We start from the raw sequence: 22,693 nt of genomic DNA on the forward strand, positions 1-22,693 counted from the left end.
GCCTCAGTGGCGCGGCTTCAGGGCGGCATGGCAGATGCCGCCCAGCACCAGCCCCCAGAACGCGCTGCCGATGCCCAGCAGGCTCATGCCGGAGGCCGTGGCCAGGAAGGTCACCAGCGCCGCTTCGCGGTGGGCCGGCGCCTGCAGGGATTCGTGGATGCTGGCGCCCAGGGTGCCCAGCAGCGCCAGGCCCGCGATGGCGGCCACCAATTCTTGGGGGAAAGCGGCGAACAGGGCCACCACGGTGGCGCCGAAAATCCCGGTCAGCAGATAGAACAGGCCGGCCCATACCGACGCCTTGTAGCGTTCCCGGGCGTCCGGGTCGGCGTCCGGGCTCATGCAGATCGCGGCCGTGATGGCGGCCAGGTTATAGGCGTAGCCCCCGAACGGGGCCAGGATCAGGCCCGTGACGCCGGTCCAGGAGATCACGGGCGACGCGGGCACGTGGACGTAGCCATTGGCCCGCAGCACAGCCAGGCCGGGGACGTTTTGCGAGGTCATGGTCACGATGAACAGCGGCAGGGCCACCCCGATGAGGGCGGGCCAGGAAAACGCCGGCGGCATCCAGACCGGGTGGGCCGGAGTCCAGTCCAGCCCGCTGAGATCGAGGCTGCCCTGCAGGACGGCCACCACGATGCCGGCCAGCAGCGCCAGCGGCACGCTGTAGCGGGGCAGCAGGCGGCGGGCCAGCAGGAAGCAGGCGAACATGGCCAGAACCAGCAGCGGCCGGCCCTGCATCGAGCCGAAAAGATCTGTGCCGAAGCGCAGCAGAATGCCCGCCAGCATGGCGGAGGCCAGGTGGCGCGGCACCCAGTCCATGATTTTCTGAAACCAGCCGGTCAGCCCGCACAGGGTGATCAACGCAGAGCTGGCGATGAAGGCCCCGATGGCCTGGGCCAGACCGATGTCGCCCAGGCTGGTGGCCAGCAGGGCGGCCCCCGGCGTGGACCAGGCCGTCAGCACCGGCGCGCGCCAGGCGAGCGACAGGCCGATGCAGGTGACCCCCATGCCGATGCCCAGCGCCCACATCCAGGAGGCCAGCTGGGCGTCTTGCGCCCCGGCGGCGTTGGCCGCCTGGAAGACGATGGCCACCGAACTGGTGTAGCCCACCAGGACGGCGATGAAGCCGGCGGAAATGTGTGAAATGCGCAGCCAGCCGGCCAGGCCGGCGCGAGCGGAGGGGCTTGTCATGGGGTGGTTGGGCTAAGGAGGGCGGCGGCCGCGTGCGTCATGGCGCAGCCCGGGTAATGCCGTGTGCCCAGGCGAACGCGGCCTGGATCAGGGGTTCGATTTGCCCGGCGTCCAGCCCGACGGCCCGCAGCAGGGGGGCGGGGTCTTCGGCCTGGTCGCGGTCCGAGGGGAAGATCAGGGTGGCCAGGCGCAGGTCGGGCCCCAGGGGGCCTTCGCGGCGCAACAGGGCGTCGCGCACCGGCACGTCCACCTGCACCTGGCCCAGCAGGTCGGCCATGCTGCTGCCGAACAGCTGATCCATGATGGACAGCATGCCCGTGGTGAATGCGGTTTCGGCCCGCACGGATTTATCCGGGTGGCTGAGTTTGGACAGGTTTTCCATCAAGTGGGCGCGGGCGCTGGCCTGGATCAGGATGGGGGACAGATACCCCGCCGGGCGGCCCGACTCGGTGTACATCAAGATCTGAATCCAGCGTTGCAGCTGGCGGCGCCCCAGCAACATGATGGCCTGGTTCAGGGAGGCGACTTCCTGGCTGAGTCCGTAGGCCGGGGTATTGACCATGTCGAGCAGGGTCTTGACCAGCTCGGCGTCTTGTTGCAGGCAGGCTTGGATTTCCGGGGCCTCGCCCTCGCCCATGATCAGGGTGACCAGGCGCAGCAGCGTCTTTTGGCGCAGGGTCAGGGCCACCGATGCGGCCTGGTCTCTGGGCCACTGCCCCCGAATCAGGCTGAAGCCCAGCAGCAGGAAATTGTCCAGGCTGATTTTGTCGGGCGGATTGAGGGCCAGCAGCAGGCGGGAGGCCTGTTTGTGCTGGAAGCTTTGCTTGAAGATTTCGGCCTTGGTGCTGTGGGCGAGATCGAACCCCACGATCTTGACGAAAGGCAGCAGCTGGCTGCGTTCGGGCTGGGCGGCCAGATCGCCGCGCAGGGAGAACTTGATGCCGCCGTGGGCCAGCTGCTGCAGGGATTTGACGAGTTCGGGGGTGATGTCGAGCGCCTCGGGAAATTCGAGGTGGCAGCGGTTGCGCGGCAGGGTGGCGGCGAAGGCGTTGTTCAGCAGGTTGGGCGTGGCATCCACCCAGTGGGGGACGTAGGCCAGGAATGCATTGACGCCGTGGGTGCGCGCGGACTGTATGAAGGCATCGGCGGGGTCGGCCGATTCGTCCCCGGCCCACAGGATTTTCAGGCGGTATCCGGCCAGGCCCCGGTTGGCGTCGAAAATGGGCTCTCGGCGGATGAGATACGGCGGGATGATGACGGGTGTTTCATCAGCCGCTTCGGTGTTGCCTGGTTCGGCTGCTGGATTTGACTGCATAAGGGCTCCTTTGTGTGGTGCCATTGGGGGCCGCCGAAGCGTCCGCATGGCTTATTTTGTGTTTTATGTCACGCGCAGCGGGCTGAAGCCGCCTGCGCGCATGACATTATAGGGAAGTCTACAATCAGAAAGTCCTTTAAACCGGAGAAAGTTATGCCAGGCTTGCTACCCCAGGTCGACCCCGACGGCCTGCTGGAATACTCCGTGGTCTATACCGACCGCGCCTTGAACCATATGTCCCAATCTTTCCAGACCGTCATGCGGGACATTTCGCGCACGCTGAAAGCCGTTTATGGCGCGCAATCCGCCATTGTGATCCCGGGCAGCGGCACCTTCGGCATGGAAGCGGTGGCGCGCCAGTTCGCCACGGGCAAGCGCTGCCTGGTCATCCGCAATGGCTGGTTCAGCTATCGCTGGACGCAGATCTTCGAGACCGGCAATATCCCGTCCGAGGCCCGGGTGCTCAAGGCGCAGCCGACAGAGCCCGGGCCGCAGCCCCATTTCGCCCCGCCGCCGCTCGATGACGTGCTGGCTGCCATCCGTGAATTCAAGCCCGAGGTCGTCTTTGCCGCGCACGTCGAGACCGCGTCGGGCATTCTGTTGCCCGACGACTACATCCGCCGGGTCGCCGATGCCGTGCATGCCGAAGGCGGCTTGTTCGTGCTGGATTGCATCGCCTCGGGCACGCTTTGGGTCGATATGCGCGACGTGCGCGTCGATGTGCTGATCTCGGCGCCGCAAAAGGGCTGGACGTCGTCCGCCTGCTGCGGCCTGGTCATGCTGGGCGAAACCGCGCGCCAGCGCATCGAGTCCACGCAAAGCACCAGTTTCGCCTGCGACCTGCGCAAATGGCTGGGCATCATGGAAGCCTACGAAAAGGGCGGCCACGCCTATTACACGACGCTGCCCACGGATTCGCTGGCCGTGCTGCGCGACGTCATGCTGGAAACCGATACCTACGGCTACGACAAGGTCAAGGCCGAGCAGCGGCAGTTGGGCGATGCGGTGCGGGCGTTGCTGCGCGAACGCGGCTTCAAGAGCGTGGCGGCCCCGGGGTTCGAGGCCCCCGGCGTCGTCGTCAGCTATACCGTCGACGACGGCATCCAGTCCACCCGGAAATTCGCCCAGGCGGGCTTGCAGGCCGCCGCCGGGGTGCCGCTGGCCTGCGACGAGCCCGAAGGCTTCAAGACCTTCCGCATTGGCTTGTTCGGGCTGGATAAACTGCATAACCCGCAGCGCACCGTCGAAACCCTGGCCCGGGCCCTGGACAAAATCGGCGCCGACGCCTGAGGCCCGCCTTGCGTTCCAGTATTGCGTTCAAGCTGTTCCTGACCATCCTGGCCAGCTGCATCGTGGTGGCGCTGGCCATGGGGATGGCGGTTCGCTTCAGCTTCGACAGCGGCTTTGACGACTACGTCGAAAAGCGCGAACAGCAGCAACTGGACACCCTGTCCCAGTTGCTGGCCGCCGATTATGCCGAAGCTGGCCATTGGGGGTTTCTGGCGGATCGCCGCGATCGCTGGTGGCGCAGCCTGCGCCTGGCGCGCCGCGACCTGCCCAGCGAGCGCCGTCATGGCGAACCGCCTTTGCGCGTCACGCTGGTGGATCAACAGGGCCGCTGGCTGGCTGGCCCGCCGTTGCGGCCGGGCGCCGAAGTGCGCCGCCTGCCGGTCATGGTGGACGGCCGGCCCGTGGGCTGGCTGTTGAGCCCGCCGTTCTTTCCCCAGGTGGTCAGCGACGACATCGACCAGCAGTTCCAGGCCCGGCAACTGCGGGCCACCTGGGTGATCGTCGGTCTGTCGGTGCTGCTGGCGGCCCTGGTCAGCCTGCTGTTGGCCCGGGTTTTGCTGGTGCCCGTGCGCCGGCTGGCGCAGGCCACCCACCGCCTGGCGGGCGGGGATTACCAGGCTCGGGTGCGGGTGGGCGCCCCGGACGAACTCGGCCGCCTGGCGCAGGATTTCAACCGGCTGGCCCACAGCCTGCAGCGCCACGAACAATGGCGCCGGGAATTGCTGGCCGATGTCTCGCACGAGCTGCGCACGCCACTGGCCGTTTTGCGCGGCGAGATCGAAGCCCTGGAAGACGGCCTGCGGCCGCTGGACGCGGCGGCACTGGCTTCGCTGGCCCATGAGGTCGCGCGACTCAGCAGCCTGATCGACGACCTGTACGAACTCTCCCTGGCCGACGTGGGCGCGCTGGACTACCACATGACGGCGCTGGATCTGGCCGATATCGTGGCCCAGGCCAGCGCGGCGGTGCGCGAACGTTTCGAGCGGCATGGCCTGTCGCTGCGGGTCCAGGCCGCGCCCGGTCTGGCACTGCGGGGGGATCGGCAGCGCCTGCTGCAGCTGGCGGGCAATCTGCTGGAAAACAGCCTGCGTTATACCGATGCCCCGGGGCGCGTCGAAGTGCGCGCCCTGCGCCAGGGCGACGACGTGGTGCTGCAGGTCGCCGACAGCGCGCCCGGGGTCTCCGCGGACCAACTGCCGCGCCTGTTCCAGCGGCTTTACCGGGTCGAGGCGTCGCGCAGCCGCCAACATGGCGGCGCGGGCCTGGGCCTGGCCATCTGCCTGCGGATCGTGCAGGCCCATGGCGGCCAGCTGCTTGCGCAGGCGTCCTCCCTGGGCGGCCTGCTGATCGAGGCGCGTTTCCCCCGGGCACAGAAAGCAAGCAAGGATCGACATGAACATACTGGTGGTTGAGGACGAGGCCAAGCTGGCGGAGATTCTGCGCGCCTACCTGGAGGCGGCCGGGTATGCCGTGCGTTGCGTGGACAACGGCTTGGCGGTCATGCCGGCGGTGCGCGACTGGCGGCCCGACCTGATCCTGCTGGATTTGATGCTGCCCGGGCGCGATGGCCTGGATGTCTGCCGCGACATCCGGGCGCAGACCGCCATTCCGGTCATCATGGTGACGGCGCGCACGGACGAGATCGACCGCCTGCTGGGCCTGGAGCTGGGGGCGGACGACTACATCTGCAAGCCCTACAGCCCGCGTGAGGTCGTCGCCCGGGTCAAGGCTGTCTTGCGGCGTCTGCAGGGGCCGGCCTTGGCGCCGGATCAGCCGGAGCCGGCGGGCCTGGTGATCCGGGCCGAGGCCTGGCAGGCCAGCCTGGATGGCAAGCCACTGGATCTCACCCCGGTGGAATTTCGCCTGCTGACCTTGCTGGCCAGCCAGCCAGGGCGGATATTCAGCCGGGATCAGCTGCTCGATGGCCTGTATGATGACCATCGGGTGGTCACGGACCGCACGGTGGACAGTCACATCAAAAACCTGCGCCGCAAATTGGCCGATATCCGGCCCGGCCAGGATTTGATCCGGTCGGTGTATGGCGTAGGCTATCGGCTGGAAGCCCCTTAGCGCCCTGGGTGTCCGGCCCCGGGAGGATGCATGCGATTCGTTTATCTACTGGTTTGTTGTCTGTTGCTGGCGGCGTGCGCGGGCCCCGGCGGGCCGCCGCAATCCGGGCGCGCCGGGCCGCGGATCGACCCGGCCCAGCGCGCGGAGGTCGTCATGACGGCGCTGAGTCTGCTGGAAACCCAATACCGCTACGGCGGTTCGCGCCCGGCGCAGGGCTTTGACTGCAGCGGCCTGGTTCAGTATGTCTTCAGCCAAGCCACGCGGACGGCGCTGCCGCACAACACCGGCCAGATCGCCCGACTCAGCCGTCCGGTGGCCCGCAGCCGCCTGCAGCCGGGCGACCTGGTGTTCTTCGATACCCTGGGCCGGCCCAATTCCCACATGGGGATCTACCTGGGGGAGGGGCGCTTCATCAACGCGCCCTCCACGGGCGGGCGGGTGCGGGTGGATTCCCTGGAAAATCCCTACTATCGCAAGCATTTCCAGTCGGTGGGCACCTTGTTCGGCGGATGAGGCGGGCTTGAAAACGGGGTTGCGTGCTAAAAGGTGCCCCCAAAAGCGGGACGTCGTCCTGGCTTTTGGGGTGTTTTTCAGCGCGCCGCGTGCTTAGGACTTGGCCTTGGGCGTGCCTTTTTTGCCGTGCCGCTCGGCCAGTTTCTTTTGCTGCTCGGGGGTCAGCACCGCGTGGATTTGGGCCATGGATTGGGCTTGCAGCAGGGCCAGCTGGCCTTTGGCCTGACCCAGGGACTCGGCGGCTTGCTTGGCCTTGTCCTGATCGAAAGGCTGCGCGCGCTGGGCGTCGCGCAGCGCGGCGGCCGCGCTGCCCAGCGCCTTTTTCTGCTCGTATGCCGCTTTTTCCTGGTCGTGGCGGATTTTGAAGATCTGGTCTTTTTGATCCTGGCTGAGATCCAGCCCGCGCAGCCAGTGGTCGCCATGGTGTTTGCCGTGGTGCTGTTCGGCTTTCTGGTGATGGCGCGGGCCGTTGTCCGGGCCCGTCCCCGGGGCGGCCGACGCCGCCAGCGGCGCCGCCGCGAAGGCGGCGGCCAGGGCCAGGGCGGACAGGGTGCGAGTCGTTTTGAGGGCGGTCATGATGGGATTCCTATGTGGTTGGCCTGCCCCGGGATGTCCGGGAGGTCGGCATAGGGGTCAGATTACGCACCGACTGCGGCGGAAAAATGGATGGAATATGAATAAATTGTGGACGCCGCTTATTTGGGCTGGCCGCCTTCGGGCCAGTAGTAGCTGTCGGGCAGGGCGCGCGACCCGAAAATAGCCTGGCCGACCCGCACCGTGGTGGCGCCTTCTTCTATCGCCCATTCAAAGTCTCCCGACATCCCCATGGAGAGCTCGGCGAAGGCTTCGCCCTGGGGCGCGTCCTGGCGCAGTTGGTCGCGCAGCGTGCGCAGCAGCACGAAGCAGGGCCGCACATGGCTTTCGTCGGAAGAAAACAAGGCCAGCGTCATCAGGCCGCGCACGCGCAGGGCGCTGAAGGCGGACAGGGCGCGGGCGAATGCCAGCACCTGGCTGGGGGGCAGGCCAAACTTGCTGTCTTCCTGGGACGTGTTGACCTGCACGAACACATCCAGGCTGCGGCCGGCCGCTTGCAGGCGGCGATCCAGGGCCTCGGCCACCCGCAGATTGTCCAGCGCCTGGAATTCCTGCGCGAAGCGCGCCACGAATTTCGCCTTGTTGGTCTGCAGGTGGCCGATGACCGCCCAGTGCAGGTCGGACAGATCGGCCATGGTTTCCCATTTGCCATAGGCTTCCTGCACCTTGTTTTCGCCCAGCAGGCGGCAGCCCGCCGCGTAGGCCATGCGGATGCGGGCTTCGTCCACGGTCTTGCTGACGGGCAGCAGGCGCACCTCGGCGGGGCTGCGCCCGGCGCGCCGGCAGGCGGCGTCGATGCGCTGCTGGATGTCGACCAGGTTGGCCTGGATTTCCGCCTGCGAAGCCGCAGTGTCGTAGGCGGGGCGAAGGGGAGGGGTGGTGCGCATGGACAGCCTCGGGTCAAGCAATATGGATCGCTAAAGGATAGCGCGAATCGGGGCGGCGCGAATCGTGTCCGCCGCCTTGCGGACGCCTCGGCCCGGGCCCGTCGTGGCGTCCGGGCCGCCTTGCCCGGCGCGTGAATCCCGTATCATTCAAGCTTGGATACGGAGGGCAGGGATGCGGGATGACGCCATGGAATTGACGCCGGGCCTGGTGCTGGTGCATGGCAATCGGGCCGAACAGTTGCGGGATGTGCTGGTGGCCTGGATGCGGCATCAACCGCTGGCCCCCCTGGAAAACGAATGCCTGCTGGTGCAAAGCAATGGCATTGCCCAATGGCTGCGCCTGGCCCTGGCCCAGGACGCGTGCGGCGGGGTGGCGGCGGCGCTGGATTTTCTCCTGCCGTCGCGGTTCATGTGGCAGGCTTATCGCAGCGTGCTGGGGGCGGCGGCCGTGCCGGAGGACTCCCCCCTGGACAAAGACGCGCTGGTGTGGCGTCTGGTGCGCCTGCTGCCCGCCTTGCTGGATCAGCCCGCCTATGCCGTGCTGCGCCGGTTTCTGGCCGGCGATGACGATGCGCGCAAGCGCTATCAGCTGGCAAGCCGCCTGGCCGATCTGTTCGATCAGTATCAGGTGTATCGCGCCGATTGGCTGCAGGCCTGGGCCGAGGGCCGGACGGGGCTGCCCGACGACCGGGGCGGGCTGCGGGAAATGCCGCCCACCCAGGCCTGGCAGGCCCATTTGTGGCGGGCTTTGCTGGCGGATTTGCAGGCCGGCCGGCCGTCGGGGCAGGCCGCGGCCCAGGCCATTGGCCGGGCGGCCATCCACGAGGCGTTCATGGCCCGGGTCGCCGCCGGCCCCGACGGGCCCAGGCCCGCGGGGCTGCCGCGCCGCATCCTGGTGTTTGGCGTTTCGGCCATGCCCCGGCAGACCTTCGAAGCGCTGGCCGGCCTGTCGCGCTGGGTGCAGGTGCTGGTCTGCGTGCATAATCCGTGCGCCCATTACTGGGCCGATATTCAGGGGGATCGGGACGTTCTGCGCGCCCGGTTCCGCCGCCAGGCGCGCCGCCCCGGCATGCCGGATTTCCTGGATGAGGCCGCCCTGCACCAGCAGACCCATCCCCTTCTGGCGGCCTGGGGGCGTCAGGGACGGGATTACATCGGCCTGCTGGATGAATTCGACGATCCGGCCGCGCGCGGCCATTGGGCGACGCGGCTGGCGGCCTTGCACCAGCGTATCGACGCGTTTGAAACGCTACCCGGCGACAGCCTGTTGCAGCAATTGCAGGAAGACATCCGCGACCTGCGGCCTCTGGCCGAAACGCGTGCGCAGTGGCCGGCGGTCGATCCCCTCCGGGACGATTCCATCCGCTTCCAGGTGGCGCACAGCCCCCAGCGCGAGGTCGAAATCCTGCAGGATCAGCTGCTGGCCGCCTTCGAGGCCGATCCCGCCCTGCAGCCGCGCGATGTGATCGTCATGGTGCCCGACATCGAAGCCTATGCGCCGCACATCCAGGCGGTGTTCGGCCTGTACGGCAAAAACGATGCGCGGCACATCCCCTACACCCTGGCCGATCGCAGCGTGCGCCATGCCGATCCCCTGGCCGTTGTCCTGGAACAATTGCTGACCCTGCCGCAGCGTCGCCTGGGGATCAACGAAGTCCTGGAATGGCTGGCCTTGCCCGCCTTGCGCCAGCGCTTCGACATCGACGCGGACGATGTGCCGGCGCTGCAGGCCTGGGCGCGGGAATCCCAGGTTCGCTGGGGGCTGCATGCGGATCACCGAGCCGGCTTCCAGCTGGATCAGGACCCGCGGGCCGCCCATGCGCATACATGGCGGTTCGGTCTGCAGCGCATGTTGCTGGGGTACGCGGCGGGCCCGGATGCGCCGGCCTGGCATGGGATCGAACCCTATGCCGAACCGGCCGGGCTGCAGGCGGCGGCCCTGGGGGGGCTGGCGCGCCTGCTGGACGCGCTGGATCATTACTGGCGGGCCTTGTCCCAGCCGGCCTCGCCGGCCCAATGGGGGGCGCGGCTGCAGGCCCTGCTGGATGATTTTTTCCTGGTGCGGGCCGACCAGTCCGTGCCCCTGAATCAGTTTCGGGAACGTCTGCAGGACTGGCTGCGGGATTGCGAAGCGGCTGGCCTGCGGGAACCCCTGCCTTCGGCCATCGTGGTCGAGCATTGCCTGGCGGGCCTGGATCAGGGCGGCCTGTCGCAGCGTTTCTTTGCCGGGGCGGTCACTTTCGCCACCCTGATGCCGATGCGCGCCATCCCCTTCCGGCAGGTCTGCCTGCTGGGGATGCACGATGGCGCGTTTCCCCGGGTGCGGCCGCCTTCGGACATGGACTTGATGGCCTTGCACCCCCGCTCGGGCGACCGCTCCCGCCGCGAGGATGATCGCTATCTGTTCCTGGAAGCCGTGCTGTCGGCGCGGGATCGGCTGTTGATCTCCTGGGTGGGGCACAGCGTCCTGGACAACGCCGAGCAGCCCCCTTCGGTGCTGGTCGCGCAGTTGCGCGACCACCTGGATCGCGGCTGGCGTCTGGCCGGCGGCGCGGGCTCGCTGGCGCAGGCGCTGACGTGCCATCATCCGCTGCAGCCCTTCAGCCCGCGCTATTTTCCCTTGCAAGCGGCCGAGGGGCCTCAGGGGCTGTTCACCTATGCCGCCGAGTGGCGCGCGGCGCATGGCGCGCGCCATGCGCCCGGCGCGGCCGCCGATCTGCCGCCGATGGCGCCATCGGACACCCCCCTGACGCTGCAGGCCCTGGCCGCGTTCCTGGCCCAGCCTGTGCGGGCGTTCTACCAGCAACGCCTGCGCGTCGATTTTCATGAAACCGAGCGGGCGTTCGCGGACAGCGAACCCTATGTGCACGATGGGCTGGAACAATGGCAACTGAAAGATGCGCTGCTGGCGGCGGCGGCCCGGGCGCTGGGGCGGCTGCCTGCCGGGGCGGCGGGGCCGCAGGCCATGCTGGACTGCGCCGACCAGACCGTGCAGCATCACTTGGATCGTCTGCAGGGGGGCGGATCCCTGGTGTCCGGCGCCTTGGGGGGCCTGAGCCGGCAGGACTTGACCGCGCAGTTGCAAAAACCGTTGCGGGATTACATCCAGGCGTGTCAGGACTGGCCCGTGGCCGTGGCTGGCCCGCAGCGTCTGGCGGATCGGATCGCCGACCCCTGGGGCGGGCAGTGGCTATTCCAGGATGATTTGTCCGGCTGGCGCCAGGACAGCGCCGGCCGGCGCTGTCGCCTGCTGTTGCAGGCCGCGCACTTGCTGGATGACAAAAATCATTACCGCTTCAAGAACTTGCTGGCGGCCTGGCTGGAACACGTGGCGGCGCATGCCCAGGGGCTGGTGCTGACGACCTTGCTCTGGACCCCCAAGGGCGGCCAGGTGTTCGAGCCGCTGGATCGGGACGCGGCCCGGGCGCTTTGGCAGACGTGGTGGCAGGCTTATTTTCAAGGCCTGCGCGGCCCCTTGCCGATGGATATCGGCGCGGCGGGGGCGTGGTTGCGCAGCGGTGGCCGGCCGGCCGATGCGCCCGCCAGCCCCGGGGCAGTGCAGGCCGCCCGGGACGCCTATGAAAAATCCCTGCAATACGACCCGTACCTGGCCCGCAGCTACCCGGATTTCCAGGCGCTGCTGGCGGATCAGCGGTTTTATGCGCTGGCCGATGCCTGGTACGGCGGTTTGAACCAGCAGTTGCCCGCGAAAAAAACCGCTCGAAAGGCCGACGCATGACCGACTCCCCGCAAGCCCTGCCGATCCCCGAGGTCGATCCGCTGGCTTTTTCGCTGCCCGGCAGCCACCTGATCGAAGCCAGCGCCGGCACCGGCAAGACCTGGACGATTGCCGCCCTGTATGTCCGCCTGGTGCTGGGGCATGGCGAATTGCCCGCCTTGCTGCCCGGGCAGATTCTGGTGCTGACCTTTACCGAGGCCGCCGCCCAGGAACTGCGCGACCGCATCCGCAGTCGCCTGTCCGAGGCCGCCGCCGGGTTCGCGGCGGGCCTGACGGCGGACGATCCGCTGGACGACCCGTATCTGCACGCCTTGCGCGCCGCATACCCGCCCGCGCAGTGGGCGGCCTGCGCCCGTTTGCTGGACTTGGCCGCGCAAGCCATGGACGAAGCCGCGATTTCCACGATCCACGCCTGGTGCATGCGGGTATTGAAAGAGCATGCCTTTGACAGCGCCATGCTGTTCGAGCAGGACATGCTGACCGATCTGACGGATCTGAGCCGCGAACTGGCCTGGGACTACTGGCGCGGCTGCGTGGCGGGGCTGGATATCGCCGTTTTGCCGGAAGTGCTGGCCATCTGGCGCGACCCCGACGCCCTGGCCCGGGATTACGGCGGGATTCTGACGCAGGAAGGCTTGCCCGAGCAGCCCGAGCAGCCGCTGGCGGCGCTGTGCGCGCAGGCCTTGCGGCAACGGGCGCAGGCCCTGGCCGACCTCAAGGCTGACTGGCGGCCGCGGATCGACGCCCTGGCGGCGTGGGTCGAAGCGCACGGCGCCGGGCTGAAGCGCCTGAATGACGTGAAGCGGTGGCTTCAGGCCCTGCAGGACTGGTTGGCGGCCCCTGACCAGACCTGGCCGGCGATGAGCGATACCGCTTGGGCGGGCCTGTCCGGCGCCGGCTTGGCCGCGCGCTGGAAAGACGCGCGCCCCCGGCCGGATCTGCCCGAGGCCGAGTTTGCCCTGGATCCGTTGCGCCAGGCGCTGAACGCGCTGCCGCAACTGGCGTCGGTGGTGCGCCCGCATGCCCTGGGCTGGCTGGCGGCCCGGCTGCAACAGGCGTTCGCCCGCCGCGGCGCGCTGGGGTTCGACGGCTTGCTGAGTGGGCTGGCGCAGGCGCTGGAAGGGCCGCAGGGCGAGACACTGGCGTTGCGGCTGCGCCAGCAGTTTCCCGTCGTGCTGGTGGATGAATTCCAGGATACCGATCCGGTGCAGTACCGGATTTTTGACCGCATCTACCAGGTGGCGCAGCCCGGTGCGGAAACCGCTTTGATTTTCATCGGCGATCCCAAGCAGGCCATCTATCGGTTTCGCGGGGGGGATGTGCAAACCTATCTGCGGGCGGCGCGGGCCTGTCGGGGCCGGGTGCAGACCCTGGCGCGCAACTACCGATCCGCCCGGGCGCTGGTGCAGGCGGTCAATCATGTCTTCGAGCGCGAGGACGGCGAACCGGCCTTTCCCACCGGCCTGGCGGGCCAGTCGATTGCCTTCCATCCGGTTCAGGCGCGGGGGCGGGATGAATCCTGGTGCGTCGAGGGGCGGGCGCCCGCCGCCCTGGTGGCCTGCCGGATCGCCGACGCGGACAAGGACACCATCGGGGTCGAAGCGCTGCGGGCACGGGCGGCGCAGGCCTGCGCCCGCGCCGTGGCCGACCTGTTGCGGCAAGGCGGCCAGGGCCGGGCCGGGTTTGCCTCGCCCCAGGGGTTTCGCCCCGTGCGCGCCGCCGATATGGCGGTGCTGGTCAATCAGCGCAAAGAGGCCGCGCTGGTGCGCGAGGCCTTGGCCGCGCACGGGGTGCGCAGTGTGTACTTGTCCGAACAAGGCACCGTGTTCGACGCCCCGGTGGCCCAGGATCTGGGCTTCATCCTGGCCGCCTGCGCCCACCCGGACGACGAGCGGGCCATCCGGGCGGCCTTGGCGACGCCTTTGCTGGGGCTGGAAATCGCCCGCCTGGCCGACCTGGCGGACAATGAATGGGCCTGGGACGACCAGGTCGAGCGTTTCCAGCGCTATCGGCAGCGCTGGCGCTGGCGGGGCGTGTTGCCCATGCTGCGCCAGCTGCTGCACGATTTCTCCGTGCCGGCGCGTCTGCTGGCCCAGGGGGCGGAAGGCGAGCGGCAACTGACCGACTGCCTGCATCTGGCCGAGCTGTTGCAGCAGGCCAGCGGGCAGCTGGATGGGGAAGACGCGCTGCTGCATTACCTGGCCCGCCAGCGGGATTTCCATTTGGCGGACGTGGATGCCGAAGGCAGCCGGCGGCTGCGCCTGGAAAGCGACGAAGCCCTGGTGCGCGTGGTGACCGTGCATAAGTCCAAGGGGCTGGAATATCCCTTGGTGTTTCTGCCGTTTGTGTCGTGCGGTCTGTGGGAAAAACCCCCGGCCGGCCCCCAGACCCTGCAGCTTGATGGCCGGCGGCAGTGGCTGCTGCAACTGGACGAGGCCCAACAGGCGCAGTTGCGGGCCGAACTGCTGGGCGAGGAAGTGCGCAAACTCTATGTGGCGCTGACCCGCGCCCGGCACGCCGTCTGGCTGGCGCTGGCGGATACGGGGCGTCCCAGTGGCATTGCCCATGTCCTGGCGGATGCGCGGGCGCGGACGGCCGCGCGGGACGCGCCGGCTGGCGTGCCGACTGGCGTGTCGGCCGCCGATCCGGCCCCGGGGGCGGCGCTCTTTGCCGCCTGGGCGGCGCGTTGCCGGATGTATCCAGATCAGTTCGCCTGGGCGCCGGAGGACGCCGTCGCCGCTGGCCCCACCGGCGTCACCAGCACCACCGGCACCACCGGTGTGGCGGCGACGGTGTCCGGCCCGGCATCCGACTCGGCGGGCGGGGTGGCGGCCGCCGACGAAGCCGATCGGGCCGCTGACCTGCCCGCGCTGGGGCCGGCCCGGCGCCTGGCCGGCCCTTTGTTCCCCCGGCCTTGGGGCATCGCCAGTTATTCCAGCCTGCAGCTGCGCGAGGCTTGGCCGGGCGGCCCGGTGCGCGCGGCCGCGCCGCCCGAGACAGCCGCCGAGGACGTCCTGCGCGAGGATGCGCCGCTCTGGGCCCCCGCGCCCGAGGACGGCCCGGACGATTCGCCGGCCGCCGACCTGGCGGATTTTCCCCGGGGCAGCCAAGCGGGGACGTTTCTGCACGGCCTGCTGGAATGGGCCGCCCGGCGCGGGTTTTGTCATCTGGAAGATGCCCGCGACATGATTGCCCGGCGCTGTGCGGTGCGCGGCTGGGAAACCCATATCGACGGGCTGCATCAATGGCTGCTGACCATGGCCGCCACCGCGTGGCGCCCCCAGCTGCCGGGCGCGCCGGTCTTCCGGCTGGCCGACGTGCCGGCCTGCCTGGCCGAAATGGAATTCTGGCTGCCGGCCACGCAGGTGTCCGTGGCGGCGCTGGATCGCTGCATCACGGATCAGACCTTCGACGCGGCGTCCCGGCCCGCCTTGGCCGACGATTGCCTGGATGGCCTGTTCAAGGGCTTCATCGACCTCACCCTGCGGCTGGACGATGGCCGCTACTATGTGGTGGACTATAAATCCAATGACCTGGGGCCGACCCTGGCGCACTATCGGCCCGCCGCCCTGCGGGCGGCCCTGTGCGCGGCCCGCTATGATGTGCAGATGCTGATGTATGTCCTGGCCCTGCATCGCCAGCTCCGGGCGCGCCTGCCGGATTATGCGTATGCGCGTCACATGGGCGGGGCGATCTACATGTTTTTGCGCGGCCGGGAGGCCCCGGGGCAGGGGCTGTTGTCCCTGCGGCCCCCGCAGTCCCTGATCGACACCCTGGATGCGTTGTTTGCCGGAGCCCCCGAACCATGAATGCGCCTGTCGAACCCACCAGTCTGGCCGTGGCGTTTGGCCGCTTTCTGGCGCGGCAAAGCCCCCAGGCGGCGCCGTTGGCCGCGCATCTGGCCGGCCTGTGCAGCGATGCCCTGGCCCAGGGCCATACGCGCCTCGATCTGGCCGATCCCGGCCTTGCGTTGCCATGCCCGCTGCCGGAGGCCTTGAGCGTCCTGGCGGCGGCCGATTTTGTGGGCGACGGCACGGGCCCCGAGCCGCTGGTGCTGCGGGGGGCGGATCTTTATCTGGCGCGGTATTGGCGCGCCAGCCAGCGTATCCGGCAGGCCATCGAGTACCGCCTGGTGTCTCCCACGGAAGCCCTGGGCCAGCCTGAGCTGGCCCGCCAGTGGCTGGATCGCGTGTTTCCCCCCGAGACAGAGGATGCCGCCCTGGACTGGCAGAAGCTGGCGTGCGCGGTGGCCTTGCGCCAGCGCTTCAGCATCATGACGGGGGGGCCGGGCACGGGCAAGACCACGACGGTGGTGCGTCTGCTGGCGGTGCTGCAGGGGCTGGCCCAGGCGCGTGGGCTGGATCAGGGCCTGCGCATCCGCCTGGCCGCGCCCACCGGCAAGGCCGCCGCGCGGCTCAATGAGTCCATCGCCGGCCGCCTGCAATCCCTGGCGCAGCCGGGGGATGCGCCGCTGCGGGCCGCGCTGGCCTGCGTGCCGACGCGGGTCGTCACCTTGCATCGTCTGCTGGGCAGCCGCCCAGGCACGCGGCGCATGGCCTATCACGCCGAGCGCCCCCTGGATCTGGACGTGCTGGTCATTGACGAGGCGTCGATGATGGACGTCGAGATGATGGACGCCGTGCTCGCGGCCCTGCCGTTGTCGGCGCAACTGATCCTGCTGGGCGACAAGGATCAGCTGGCTTCGGTCGAAGCCGGGGCCGTCCTGGGCGAACTGTGCGCGCGCGCCGAGGCCGGGCACTACACCCCGGACACTTGCCGGCAACTGCGGGCACTGAGCGGCCAGGATCTGCTGGCGGCCGCGGGGCGGCCCGACCGCGGCGGCGTGGCGGCGGCGCTGGCGCGCTGGCCCGATCCCGCCGGCACGCCGTTGGATCAGGCCGTGGTCATGCTGCGCCGCAGCCGGCGCTTTGGCGCGCACAGCGGGATCGGGCGTTTCGCCGAAGCCGTCAACCAGGGCGATGTGTCGCGGGTGCGCCGCCTGCTGGCGGCCGGCTTGCCGGATTTGGTCTGCCTGGTGCGCGGGGACGATTTTCTGCGGCAGGCCGGCATCCTGGCCAATGACGGCTACCCCGCCTTGTTCGCGGCCCTGCAGGCCCAGCGCCCCGCCGAGGACGCGGCGCGGGCCGACTGGGATGTCTGGGCCTGGGGCCTGCTGCAGCGCCAGGTCCAATTCCAGGTCTTGTGCGCGCTGCGCCAGGGCGCGTGCGGGGTCGAGGGCCTGAACCGCCTGATCGAGGCCGGCTTGCGGGCGCGGGGCGTCATCCCCGGCCTCCCCGGCGCGTGGTATCCCGGCCAGCCGGTGCTGGTGCGGCGCAATCAGCCCGGCCTGGGCCTGGCCAACGGAGACATGGGCCTGGTCTTGCCCGTGCCGGCGCCGGGCCGGCCGGCGGGGCGCTTGCGGGTGGCGTTCGCCGGCGCGCAGCCGGGCCAGGTGCGCTGGGTGTCGCCCGCCCGCCTGGCCGCCGTGGAAACCGCCTATGCCCTGACGGTGCATAAATCGCAAGGGTCGGAGTTCGACCGGGTGGTGCTGGTGCTGCCCGACCAGCCCGGGCCGTTGATGACGCGTGAATTGCTGTATACCGGCGCGACCCGGGCGCGCCGGGTTCTGACGCTGGTTCAACCGGCCGATCGTCGTATGATTGAGCAGGCGGCGCGCCGTCCGACGCGGCGCGCGGGCAGTATCTGGACGCCGCCCGTGCCGGCGGCGCCTGGAAACGGCTACCCGGCCGGGCCTGGGTAAAGGCCGTCCTGGCGTTGAAAACCTTATCGTGCCGCCGCCTTCGCACGGCGCGGCTGGCCTCATGGAATGATGAACGAAGACACTGATTGCGCGAATCCGCATGTTTTGCTGGATCCCGTCCAAATGGGGCGGGCCGATCGCGCCGCGATGGCCTTGGGGGTGTCGGGCTCCCGCTTGATGGAAGCCGCCGGCCAGGCCGTGGCCCGGGCCATCATGTCCCGCTGGCGGCCCATGCCGGTGCTGGTGCTGTGCGGGCCGGGCAACAACGGCGGCGATGGCTTCGTGATCGCCCGCTGCTTGCAGGCGGCCGCTTGGCCGGTGCGCGTGGCCTTGTGGGGGGACGCCGCTGCCTTGCGCGGCGATGCGGCGTGGGCGGCCGGCACTTGGCCCGGGCCGGTCGAGTCCGCTCGGGCGGTTTCTTTGCGCGGTGCGCGCCTGGTGGTGGATGCGCTGCTGGGCGCGGGCCTGAACCGGCCGCCCGGCGCCGACATGGCCGGCTTGATCCAGGCCGTCAATGCCGCCCGGCAGGCGGGCCGTGTGGCAGACGAGGCGCAGGCTGGGGGCCGGCCCGCCGCCGTCGCCGGCCGGGCCGCTCAGGCGGGCCTTCCGGCGACGGCAAGCCGGTGGGGCGGGCCGCATGGGTCGTTGGGCGGCACGGGGCCGACGGATCATGCGGCGGTGGACGGCTTGCTGGGGGTTTGCGCCGTCGATGTGCCCACCGGCCTGGATGGGGCCACCGGACAGTGCCCGGGGGCCGCGATCCAGGCCGACCTGACCGTCACGTTCTTTCGCTGCAAGCCGGGCCATGTGCTGTGGCCCGGACGGCGGTATTGCGGCGTGACGCAGTGCGCGGCCATCGGCATTCCCGACCAGGTGCTGGCGGAAATCGCGCCCCGGGCATGGGTCAACCATCCCGATCTGTGGCGGGCCGGGTTTCCCTGGCCGCAGCCGGGCGGGCACAAGTATCGCCGGGGCCATGCGCTGGTGGTCGGTGGCGACACCATGCTGGGGGCCAGCCGCCTGGCCTGTCTGGCCGCCGCCCGCGTCGGAGCGGGTTTGGTCACGCTGGCGACGCCGCCGGCGGCCTGGCCGGTGCAGGCGGGCGCGCTGACGTCCGTTCTGGTCGAGGCCTTGCCCGCCGATGGCGGCCTGGATCCGGCCCTGGCCGATGCGCGGCGCAATGCGCTGCTGATCGGCCCGGGGCTGGGGCGCACCGACCGCGCCCGGCGGCAGGTTCTGGCGGCGTTGGCCACGGGGCGGCCCTGCGTCCTGGATGCCGATGCGCTCAGTGCCTTTGCCGATGCGCCCGCCGATTTGCTGGATGCGCTGCATGCCCGATGCGTGCTGACGCCGCACGACGGTGAATTTGCGCGGGTGTTCCAGACCGATGGCGACAAGTGCCGCCGCGCGCGCGCGGCGGCGGCCCGCAGCGGGGCGGTCATCGTCCTGAAAGGGCCGGATACCGTGATCGCCGCCCCCGACGGGCGTTGCGTCATCAATGACAATGCGCCGCCCACCCTGGCCACGGCCGGCACGGGCGACGTGCTGGCCGGCTGCCTCGTCGGCCTGTTGGCGGCGGGCATGCCGGTTTTCCAGGCGGCGTGCGCGGCGGTCTGGCTGCATGGCCAGGCCGCCGGCCAGCTGGGCTGGGGCCTGCTGGCCGAAGATCTGCCGGCGGTGCTGCCGGGCGCGCTGGCGGCGCTGGCGGCGCAGGCCGGGCCGGGGGTGTCCTGTGGATGATGCCGCCGCCATGGCCCTGGCGCTGCAGCAGGCCCGCCTGGCCGCCCAATTGGGCGAAGTGCCTGTTGGTGCCGTGGTGCTGGACGCCGCCGGGCAGCTGTTGGCCGTGGGCCACAACCGCACCATCCTGGATGCCGATCCCACCGCCCACGCCGAGATCGTGGCCTTGCGGGCCGCCGCCCGATCCCTGGATAATTACCGTTTGCCGGGCGCGCGCCTGTATGTCACGCTGGAACCCTGCACCATGTGTCTGGGGGCCTTGTTCCATGCCCGCCTGGCCGAGATCGTTTTCGGGGCGCCGGACCCCAAGACCGGGGCCTGCGGCGGTCTGCTGGATTTACGCCGCCAGCCCGGCCTGAACCACCACGCCACGGTGCGCGGCGGGGTCTGCGCCGACCCCTGCGGCGACTTGTTGCGCAGCTTCTTTCGGGCCAGACGCCAGGCCGCCCGCCGGCAAAGAGCGGCGGCCAACCCGGATTCCACTCTTTCACACTCAGACACTATGCCGACTCTCTCATCCCCTTCGACGCCGCCCGCCGGGCAGTCCGCCGGTCACGACGGCCACGACGGCCACAGCCATTGGGCCTGCCCCGGGGGCGAACACCACCATCACCACCAGGCCCCGTCCGGGATTTATCTGATTTCCCCATCGGGGGCCGTGCCGGATCCGGCCGTTTTGGATTTGTCCGTCGAGCGCCTGAAAGCCATGGGCTTCAAAGTGACGGTCGACCGCACCGTCCGCGCCGTGCACGAACGCTTTGCCGGCACCGACAAACAGCGCCTGGCCGGCATCCAGCGCGCCATCAAGCAAAGACACCCCGTGGTGATGGCCACCCGGGGCGGCTATGGCCTCAGCCGCCTGCTGCCTTTCATCGACTGGCGGGCCGTGGCCGACAGCGGCAAGACCTTCATCGGCCAAAGCGACTTCACCGCCTTCAGCCTGGCCCTGCTGGCCAGAACCGGCGCCGTCAGCCTGGCCGGCCCGACCGCATTGCACGACTTCGGCGCCAAGAAAGTCGACGATCTGACCCAGGCCCTGTTTCAGGAAACCCTGTCGGGCGAACTGGAAATCCTGAGCTTTGAATCCCCCGGCGCCGATCCCGTCGATGCCCGGGGCATTCTGTGGGGCGGCAATCTGGCCATGGTGGCCTCGCTGGCGGGCACCCCCTACCTGCCCGACATCCAAGGCGGCATCCTGTTTCTGGAAGATGTCGCCGAGCATCCTTTTCGCATCGAGCGCATGCTGACCCAGTTGTGGCATGCCGGCATCCTGGAAAAACAGCATGCCATTGTTCTGGGCCATTTCACCGACTACCGCCTGGCCGCGCACGATAACGGCTACACCCTGGATTCCGTGGTTCGCTGGCTGCGCGGCACCGTCAAAGTGCCCGTGATCACCGGCCTGCCCTATGGTCATGTCAAGGTCAAGGCCACCCTGCCTATCGGCGCCCCGGTGGGCATTGCCACCGAAGACGGGATGGCCCATCTGGTCTTGCAGGAGCATACGCACTGAGTCCCGGCCTGTGCGCCCGGGCGCACAGCCGGTTCTTTACGCCGAAGGGCAGTGTCCCTCCCAGGTGATCCGCTCGTAGCTCGCGGGGTCGGTATTGCCTTCGGTGTTGATGATCAGGACGCGGGCCTGGTCATCCAGCCGCAGGCGTTGCCGCAGCGCGGCGTGTTCGGGTTTTTGCATCAACGCCATCAGCACACCGAGGCCGACGGCGCCCGATTCGCCCGCAATGATGCGGGGGTCGCCCACCAGGGGCGCGCCCAGAACTCTGACGCCTGTCGCGGCGATGCTGTCGTCGCATGTGATGAATGTATCGCCGATCTGTTTCAGAACTTGCAAGCCGATGGTGCTGGGTTGTCCGCATGCCAATCCCGCCATGACGGTATTCAAATCGCCGGTGACTACTGCCGGGGCGTTTTGCCGGATGGATTGGAAAATGCAATCGGCGGCATCCGGCTCGACGATGATGAAGGTCATGTCGTGCCCTTGGTACTGCTGAGACAAGCTTGCGCCCACGCCGCCGGCAAACGAGCCGACGCCGGCTTGAAGAATCACATGCGTGGGGGGCGCTTCCCGGGCTTCACCCAGGGCTTCCCGGATTTCTTGGGCAATCGTGCCGTAGCCTTGCATGATCCAGAGCGGGATTTCTTCGTAGCCGCGCCAGGCCGTGTCCTGCATCAAAACCCACTGATGCGCGGCAGCCATATCCGAGGCATGGCGCACTGTCTCATCGTAGTTTTGATCTGTGACGGCGCATTCCGCGCCTTCCTGCCGGATGCGTTCCACCCGGATGGCCGCGGAGCCTTGCGGCATGTAGACCACTGCCCGCTGCCCCAGCAGGCGGGCCGCCCGGGCGACGGCGCGCCCGTGGTTTCCATCCGTGGCCGTGACGAAAGTCTTGGGCGCGAACGCCCCCGAGCGCAGGCCGTCCATGAGGGTCGAAAACAGCGTCCCGTCCTCGGCCAGCCCATATTCGCGTGCCAGATATTTTGATATTGCGTAGATGCAGCCGAGAATCTTGAACGCGTTCAGGCCCAGCCGTTCGGACTCGTCTTTGACCAGCACGGCGCCGACTTTCAGTTTGGCCGCCAGCTTGGGCAGGCGGTGCAGGGGGGGTCTGTCGTAGTTTTCCAGACTGCTGTGAAAGGCATGGACGGCGTGGATTTTCTCTTTGGAAAATTCGTTCATCCATGGCGTGATCCGGCTGGCGCGCGGTTGACTGTTGTCGGTGATGCTGATGCCCATTTTGCTTCTCTCTATGGTCAATTCTGCCGTTTCAGGCTGATTTTCAGGATTTCATGAAACATGCGCGCGCCGATGATCAGATTCGAGTCGACATAATCGAACCGGGCATGGTGCAGAGGAAAGAATTCTTCGTTGGATGGCCTGCCGCCGAACTGAAACGCATTGCCTGCGAATGGCATGCTGAAAAAAGCGGATAATATCGACATGAGTTCTGGTCTCCTGTTTTTGAATGTCTGAATATCCAAAATATGATATAGACCGGCGGCAAAAAGGAATTGCAATGAACCCAAGGCTTTTGCAAGAATCTTGCAATCACAGGCAAAGCATGTACTGGAGCAATTGGAAATGAGTGATTTGGACATGACGGATCGTCGGTTGCTGGATTTGCTTCAGTCCGATACCCGGCAATCCCTGGAAGTGCTCGCGGGGAAAGTTCATTTGTCCGGGCCCGCAGTACAAAGACGCATCAGCCGTTTGCGCGCGGACAACGTCATCAGCCGAGAGGTCGCCGTGGTTGATGCGAAGGCGGTCGGGTTGCCCATGACGTTCATCATCAGCGTCGAGCTGATGCAAGAACGGGCGGATCAGGTGGATGCGTTCAGCCAGTCGGTCGCTGCGGAGCCCCTTGTACAGCAGTGCTATTACGTGACCGGGGAGACTGATTTCATCATCATTGCCGTCGCGCCCGACATGGAAGCCTTCGAGGGCATGACGCGCCGTCTTTTCTTTGAAAACCACAATGTGCGGCGGTTCACAACGTCGGTTGTAATGGGGGCTTCGCACAGGACGCTGTCCGTCCCTGCGACCTATGTGCTGGAACAGGGCTGATTGCCCCCTG

At 68.4% G+C, this 22,693-nt stretch carries 16 protein-coding genes and 1 pseudogene; 11 read left to right on the plus strand and 6 right to left on the minus strand.

Annotation, left to right across the window (positions count from 1 at the left end; translation table 11 throughout):
- Positions 1-3: 3 nt before the first annotated feature.
- Complete coding sequence (locus ACMHYJ_RS05815; RefSeq protein ID WP_414245265.1) at positions 4-1,191, minus strand: benzoate/H(+) symporter BenE family transporter; 1,188 nt, start codon at positions 1,189-1,191, stop codon at positions 4-6.
- Positions 1,192-1,228: 37 nt separating this feature from the next.
- Positions 1,229-2,506, minus strand: a complete 1,278-nt coding sequence (locus ACMHYJ_RS05820) for an EAL and HDOD domain-containing protein (RefSeq protein ID WP_414245266.1) — start codon at positions 2,504-2,506, stop codon at positions 1,229-1,231.
- Positions 2,507-2,659: 153 nt separating this feature from the next.
- Here ACMHYJ_RS05820 and ACMHYJ_RS05825 point away from each other — a divergent pair, with 153 nt between their 5' ends.
- The 4 genes from ACMHYJ_RS05825 to ACMHYJ_RS05840 are packed head-to-tail and all read left to right on the plus strand — an operon-like array spanning position 2,660 to position 6,379.
- Entirely contained in the window at positions 2,660-3,796 is a 1,137-nt protein-coding gene (locus ACMHYJ_RS05825; RefSeq protein ID WP_414245267.1) for an aminotransferase class V-fold PLP-dependent enzyme, read from the plus strand.
- Positions 3,797-3,804: 8 nt separating this feature from the next.
- Positions 3,805-5,208, plus strand: coding sequence for an ATP-binding protein (locus ACMHYJ_RS05830; RefSeq protein WP_414245268.1), 1,404 nt, complete (start codon positions 3,805-3,807; stop codon positions 5,206-5,208).
- Positions 5,189-5,866 (plus strand): response regulator, encoded by a 678-nt coding sequence (locus ACMHYJ_RS05835; RefSeq protein ID WP_414245269.1) that lies wholly within the window; start codon positions 5,189-5,191, stop codon positions 5,864-5,866. The genes ACMHYJ_RS05830 and ACMHYJ_RS05835 overlap by 20 nt, the downstream gene beginning before the upstream one ends.
- 30 nt (positions 5,867-5,896) lie before the next feature.
- Entirely contained in the window at positions 5,897-6,379 is a 483-nt protein-coding gene (locus tag ACMHYJ_RS05840) for a C40 family peptidase (protein ID WP_414245270.1), read from the plus strand.
- Positions 6,380-6,472: 93 nt separating this feature from the next.
- Here the strand turns inward: ACMHYJ_RS05840 and ACMHYJ_RS05845 are convergent, their stop codons facing one another.
- Positions 6,473-6,955: a Spy/CpxP family protein refolding chaperone gene (locus tag ACMHYJ_RS05845; protein ID WP_414245271.1), complete on the minus strand. Its 483-nt coding sequence runs from the start codon at positions 6,953-6,955 to the stop codon at positions 6,473-6,475.
- Positions 6,956-7,074: 119 nt separating this feature from the next.
- The gene (locus ACMHYJ_RS05850; RefSeq protein ID WP_414245272.1) at positions 7,075-7,860 is read right to left on the minus strand and encodes a YggS family pyridoxal phosphate-dependent enzyme; all 786 of its coding nucleotides are present in this window, start codon (positions 7,858-7,860) and stop codon (positions 7,075-7,077) included.
- Positions 7,861-8,047: 187 nt separating this feature from the next.
- On the opposite strand from ACMHYJ_RS05850, the gene recC reads away from it, so the two are divergent.
- The 6 genes and pseudogenes from recC (at position 8,048) to ACMHYJ_RS05880 (ending at position 20,613) form a co-directional block, all read left to right on the plus strand.
- Positions 8,048-11,599, plus strand: a complete 3,552-nt coding sequence (recC, locus tag ACMHYJ_RS05855; protein ID WP_414245273.1) for an exodeoxyribonuclease V subunit gamma — start codon at positions 8,048-8,050, stop codon at positions 11,597-11,599.
- Positions 11,596-15,408 carry a UvrD-helicase domain-containing protein gene (locus ACMHYJ_RS05860; protein ID WP_414245274.1) on the plus strand — a complete coding sequence of 1,271 codons (3,813 nt, stop codon included), beginning with the start codon at positions 11,596-11,598 and terminating at the stop codon, positions 15,406-15,408. The genes recC and ACMHYJ_RS05860 overlap by 4 nt, the downstream gene beginning before the upstream one ends.
- The gene (gene recD, locus ACMHYJ_RS05865) at positions 15,405-17,360 is read left to right on the plus strand and encodes an exodeoxyribonuclease V subunit alpha (RefSeq protein ID WP_414245275.1); all 1,956 of its coding nucleotides are present in this window, start codon (positions 15,405-15,407) and stop codon (positions 17,358-17,360) included. Before ACMHYJ_RS05860 ends, recD begins: the two co-directional genes overlap by 4 nt.
- Positions 17,361-17,426: 66 nt before the next feature.
- Positions 17,427-19,100 (plus strand): NAD(P)H-hydrate dehydratase, encoded by a 1,674-nt coding sequence (locus ACMHYJ_RS05870; RefSeq protein ID WP_414245276.1) that lies wholly within the window; start codon positions 17,427-17,429, stop codon positions 19,098-19,100.
- 10 nt (positions 19,101-19,110) lie between these two features.
- A pseudogene (gene tadA / locus ACMHYJ_RS05875) lies at positions 19,111-19,557 on the plus strand (tRNA adenosine(34) deaminase TadA); the annotation flags it as partial.
- 45 nt (positions 19,558-19,602) lie between these two features.
- Positions 19,603-20,613: an LD-carboxypeptidase gene (locus tag ACMHYJ_RS05880; protein ID WP_414245489.1), complete on the plus strand. Its 1,011-nt coding sequence runs from the start codon at positions 19,603-19,605 to the stop codon at positions 20,611-20,613.
- Positions 20,614-20,649: 36 nt separating this feature from the next.
- Here ACMHYJ_RS05880 and ACMHYJ_RS05885 read toward each other — a convergent pair whose 3' ends face one another.
- Together ACMHYJ_RS05885 and ACMHYJ_RS05890 are read right to left on the minus strand one after the other, a co-directional pair.
- Positions 20,650-21,798 (minus strand): diaminopropionate ammonia-lyase, encoded by a 1,149-nt coding sequence (locus tag ACMHYJ_RS05885; RefSeq protein WP_414245277.1) that lies wholly within the window; start codon positions 21,796-21,798, stop codon positions 20,650-20,652.
- Positions 21,799-21,872: 74 nt separating this feature from the next.
- The gene (locus ACMHYJ_RS05890) at positions 21,873-22,217 is read right to left on the minus strand and encodes a hypothetical protein (protein ID WP_414245278.1); all 345 of its coding nucleotides are present in this window, start codon (positions 22,215-22,217) and stop codon (positions 21,873-21,875) included.
- On the opposite strand from ACMHYJ_RS05890, the gene ACMHYJ_RS05895 reads away from it, so the two are divergent.
- Positions 22,216-22,683, plus strand: coding sequence for an Lrp/AsnC family transcriptional regulator (locus tag ACMHYJ_RS05895; RefSeq protein WP_414245490.1), 468 nt, complete (start codon positions 22,216-22,218; stop codon positions 22,681-22,683). The genes ACMHYJ_RS05890 and ACMHYJ_RS05895 overlap by 2 nt on opposite strands.
- Positions 22,684-22,693: the final 10 nt, after the last annotated feature.

The sequence above is a fragment of the Castellaniella hirudinis genome (assembly GCF_047468865.1).
In the GTDB taxonomy this organism is placed as follows: domain Bacteria; phylum Pseudomonadota; class Gammaproteobacteria; order Burkholderiales; family Burkholderiaceae_B; genus Castellaniella; species Castellaniella hirudinis_A.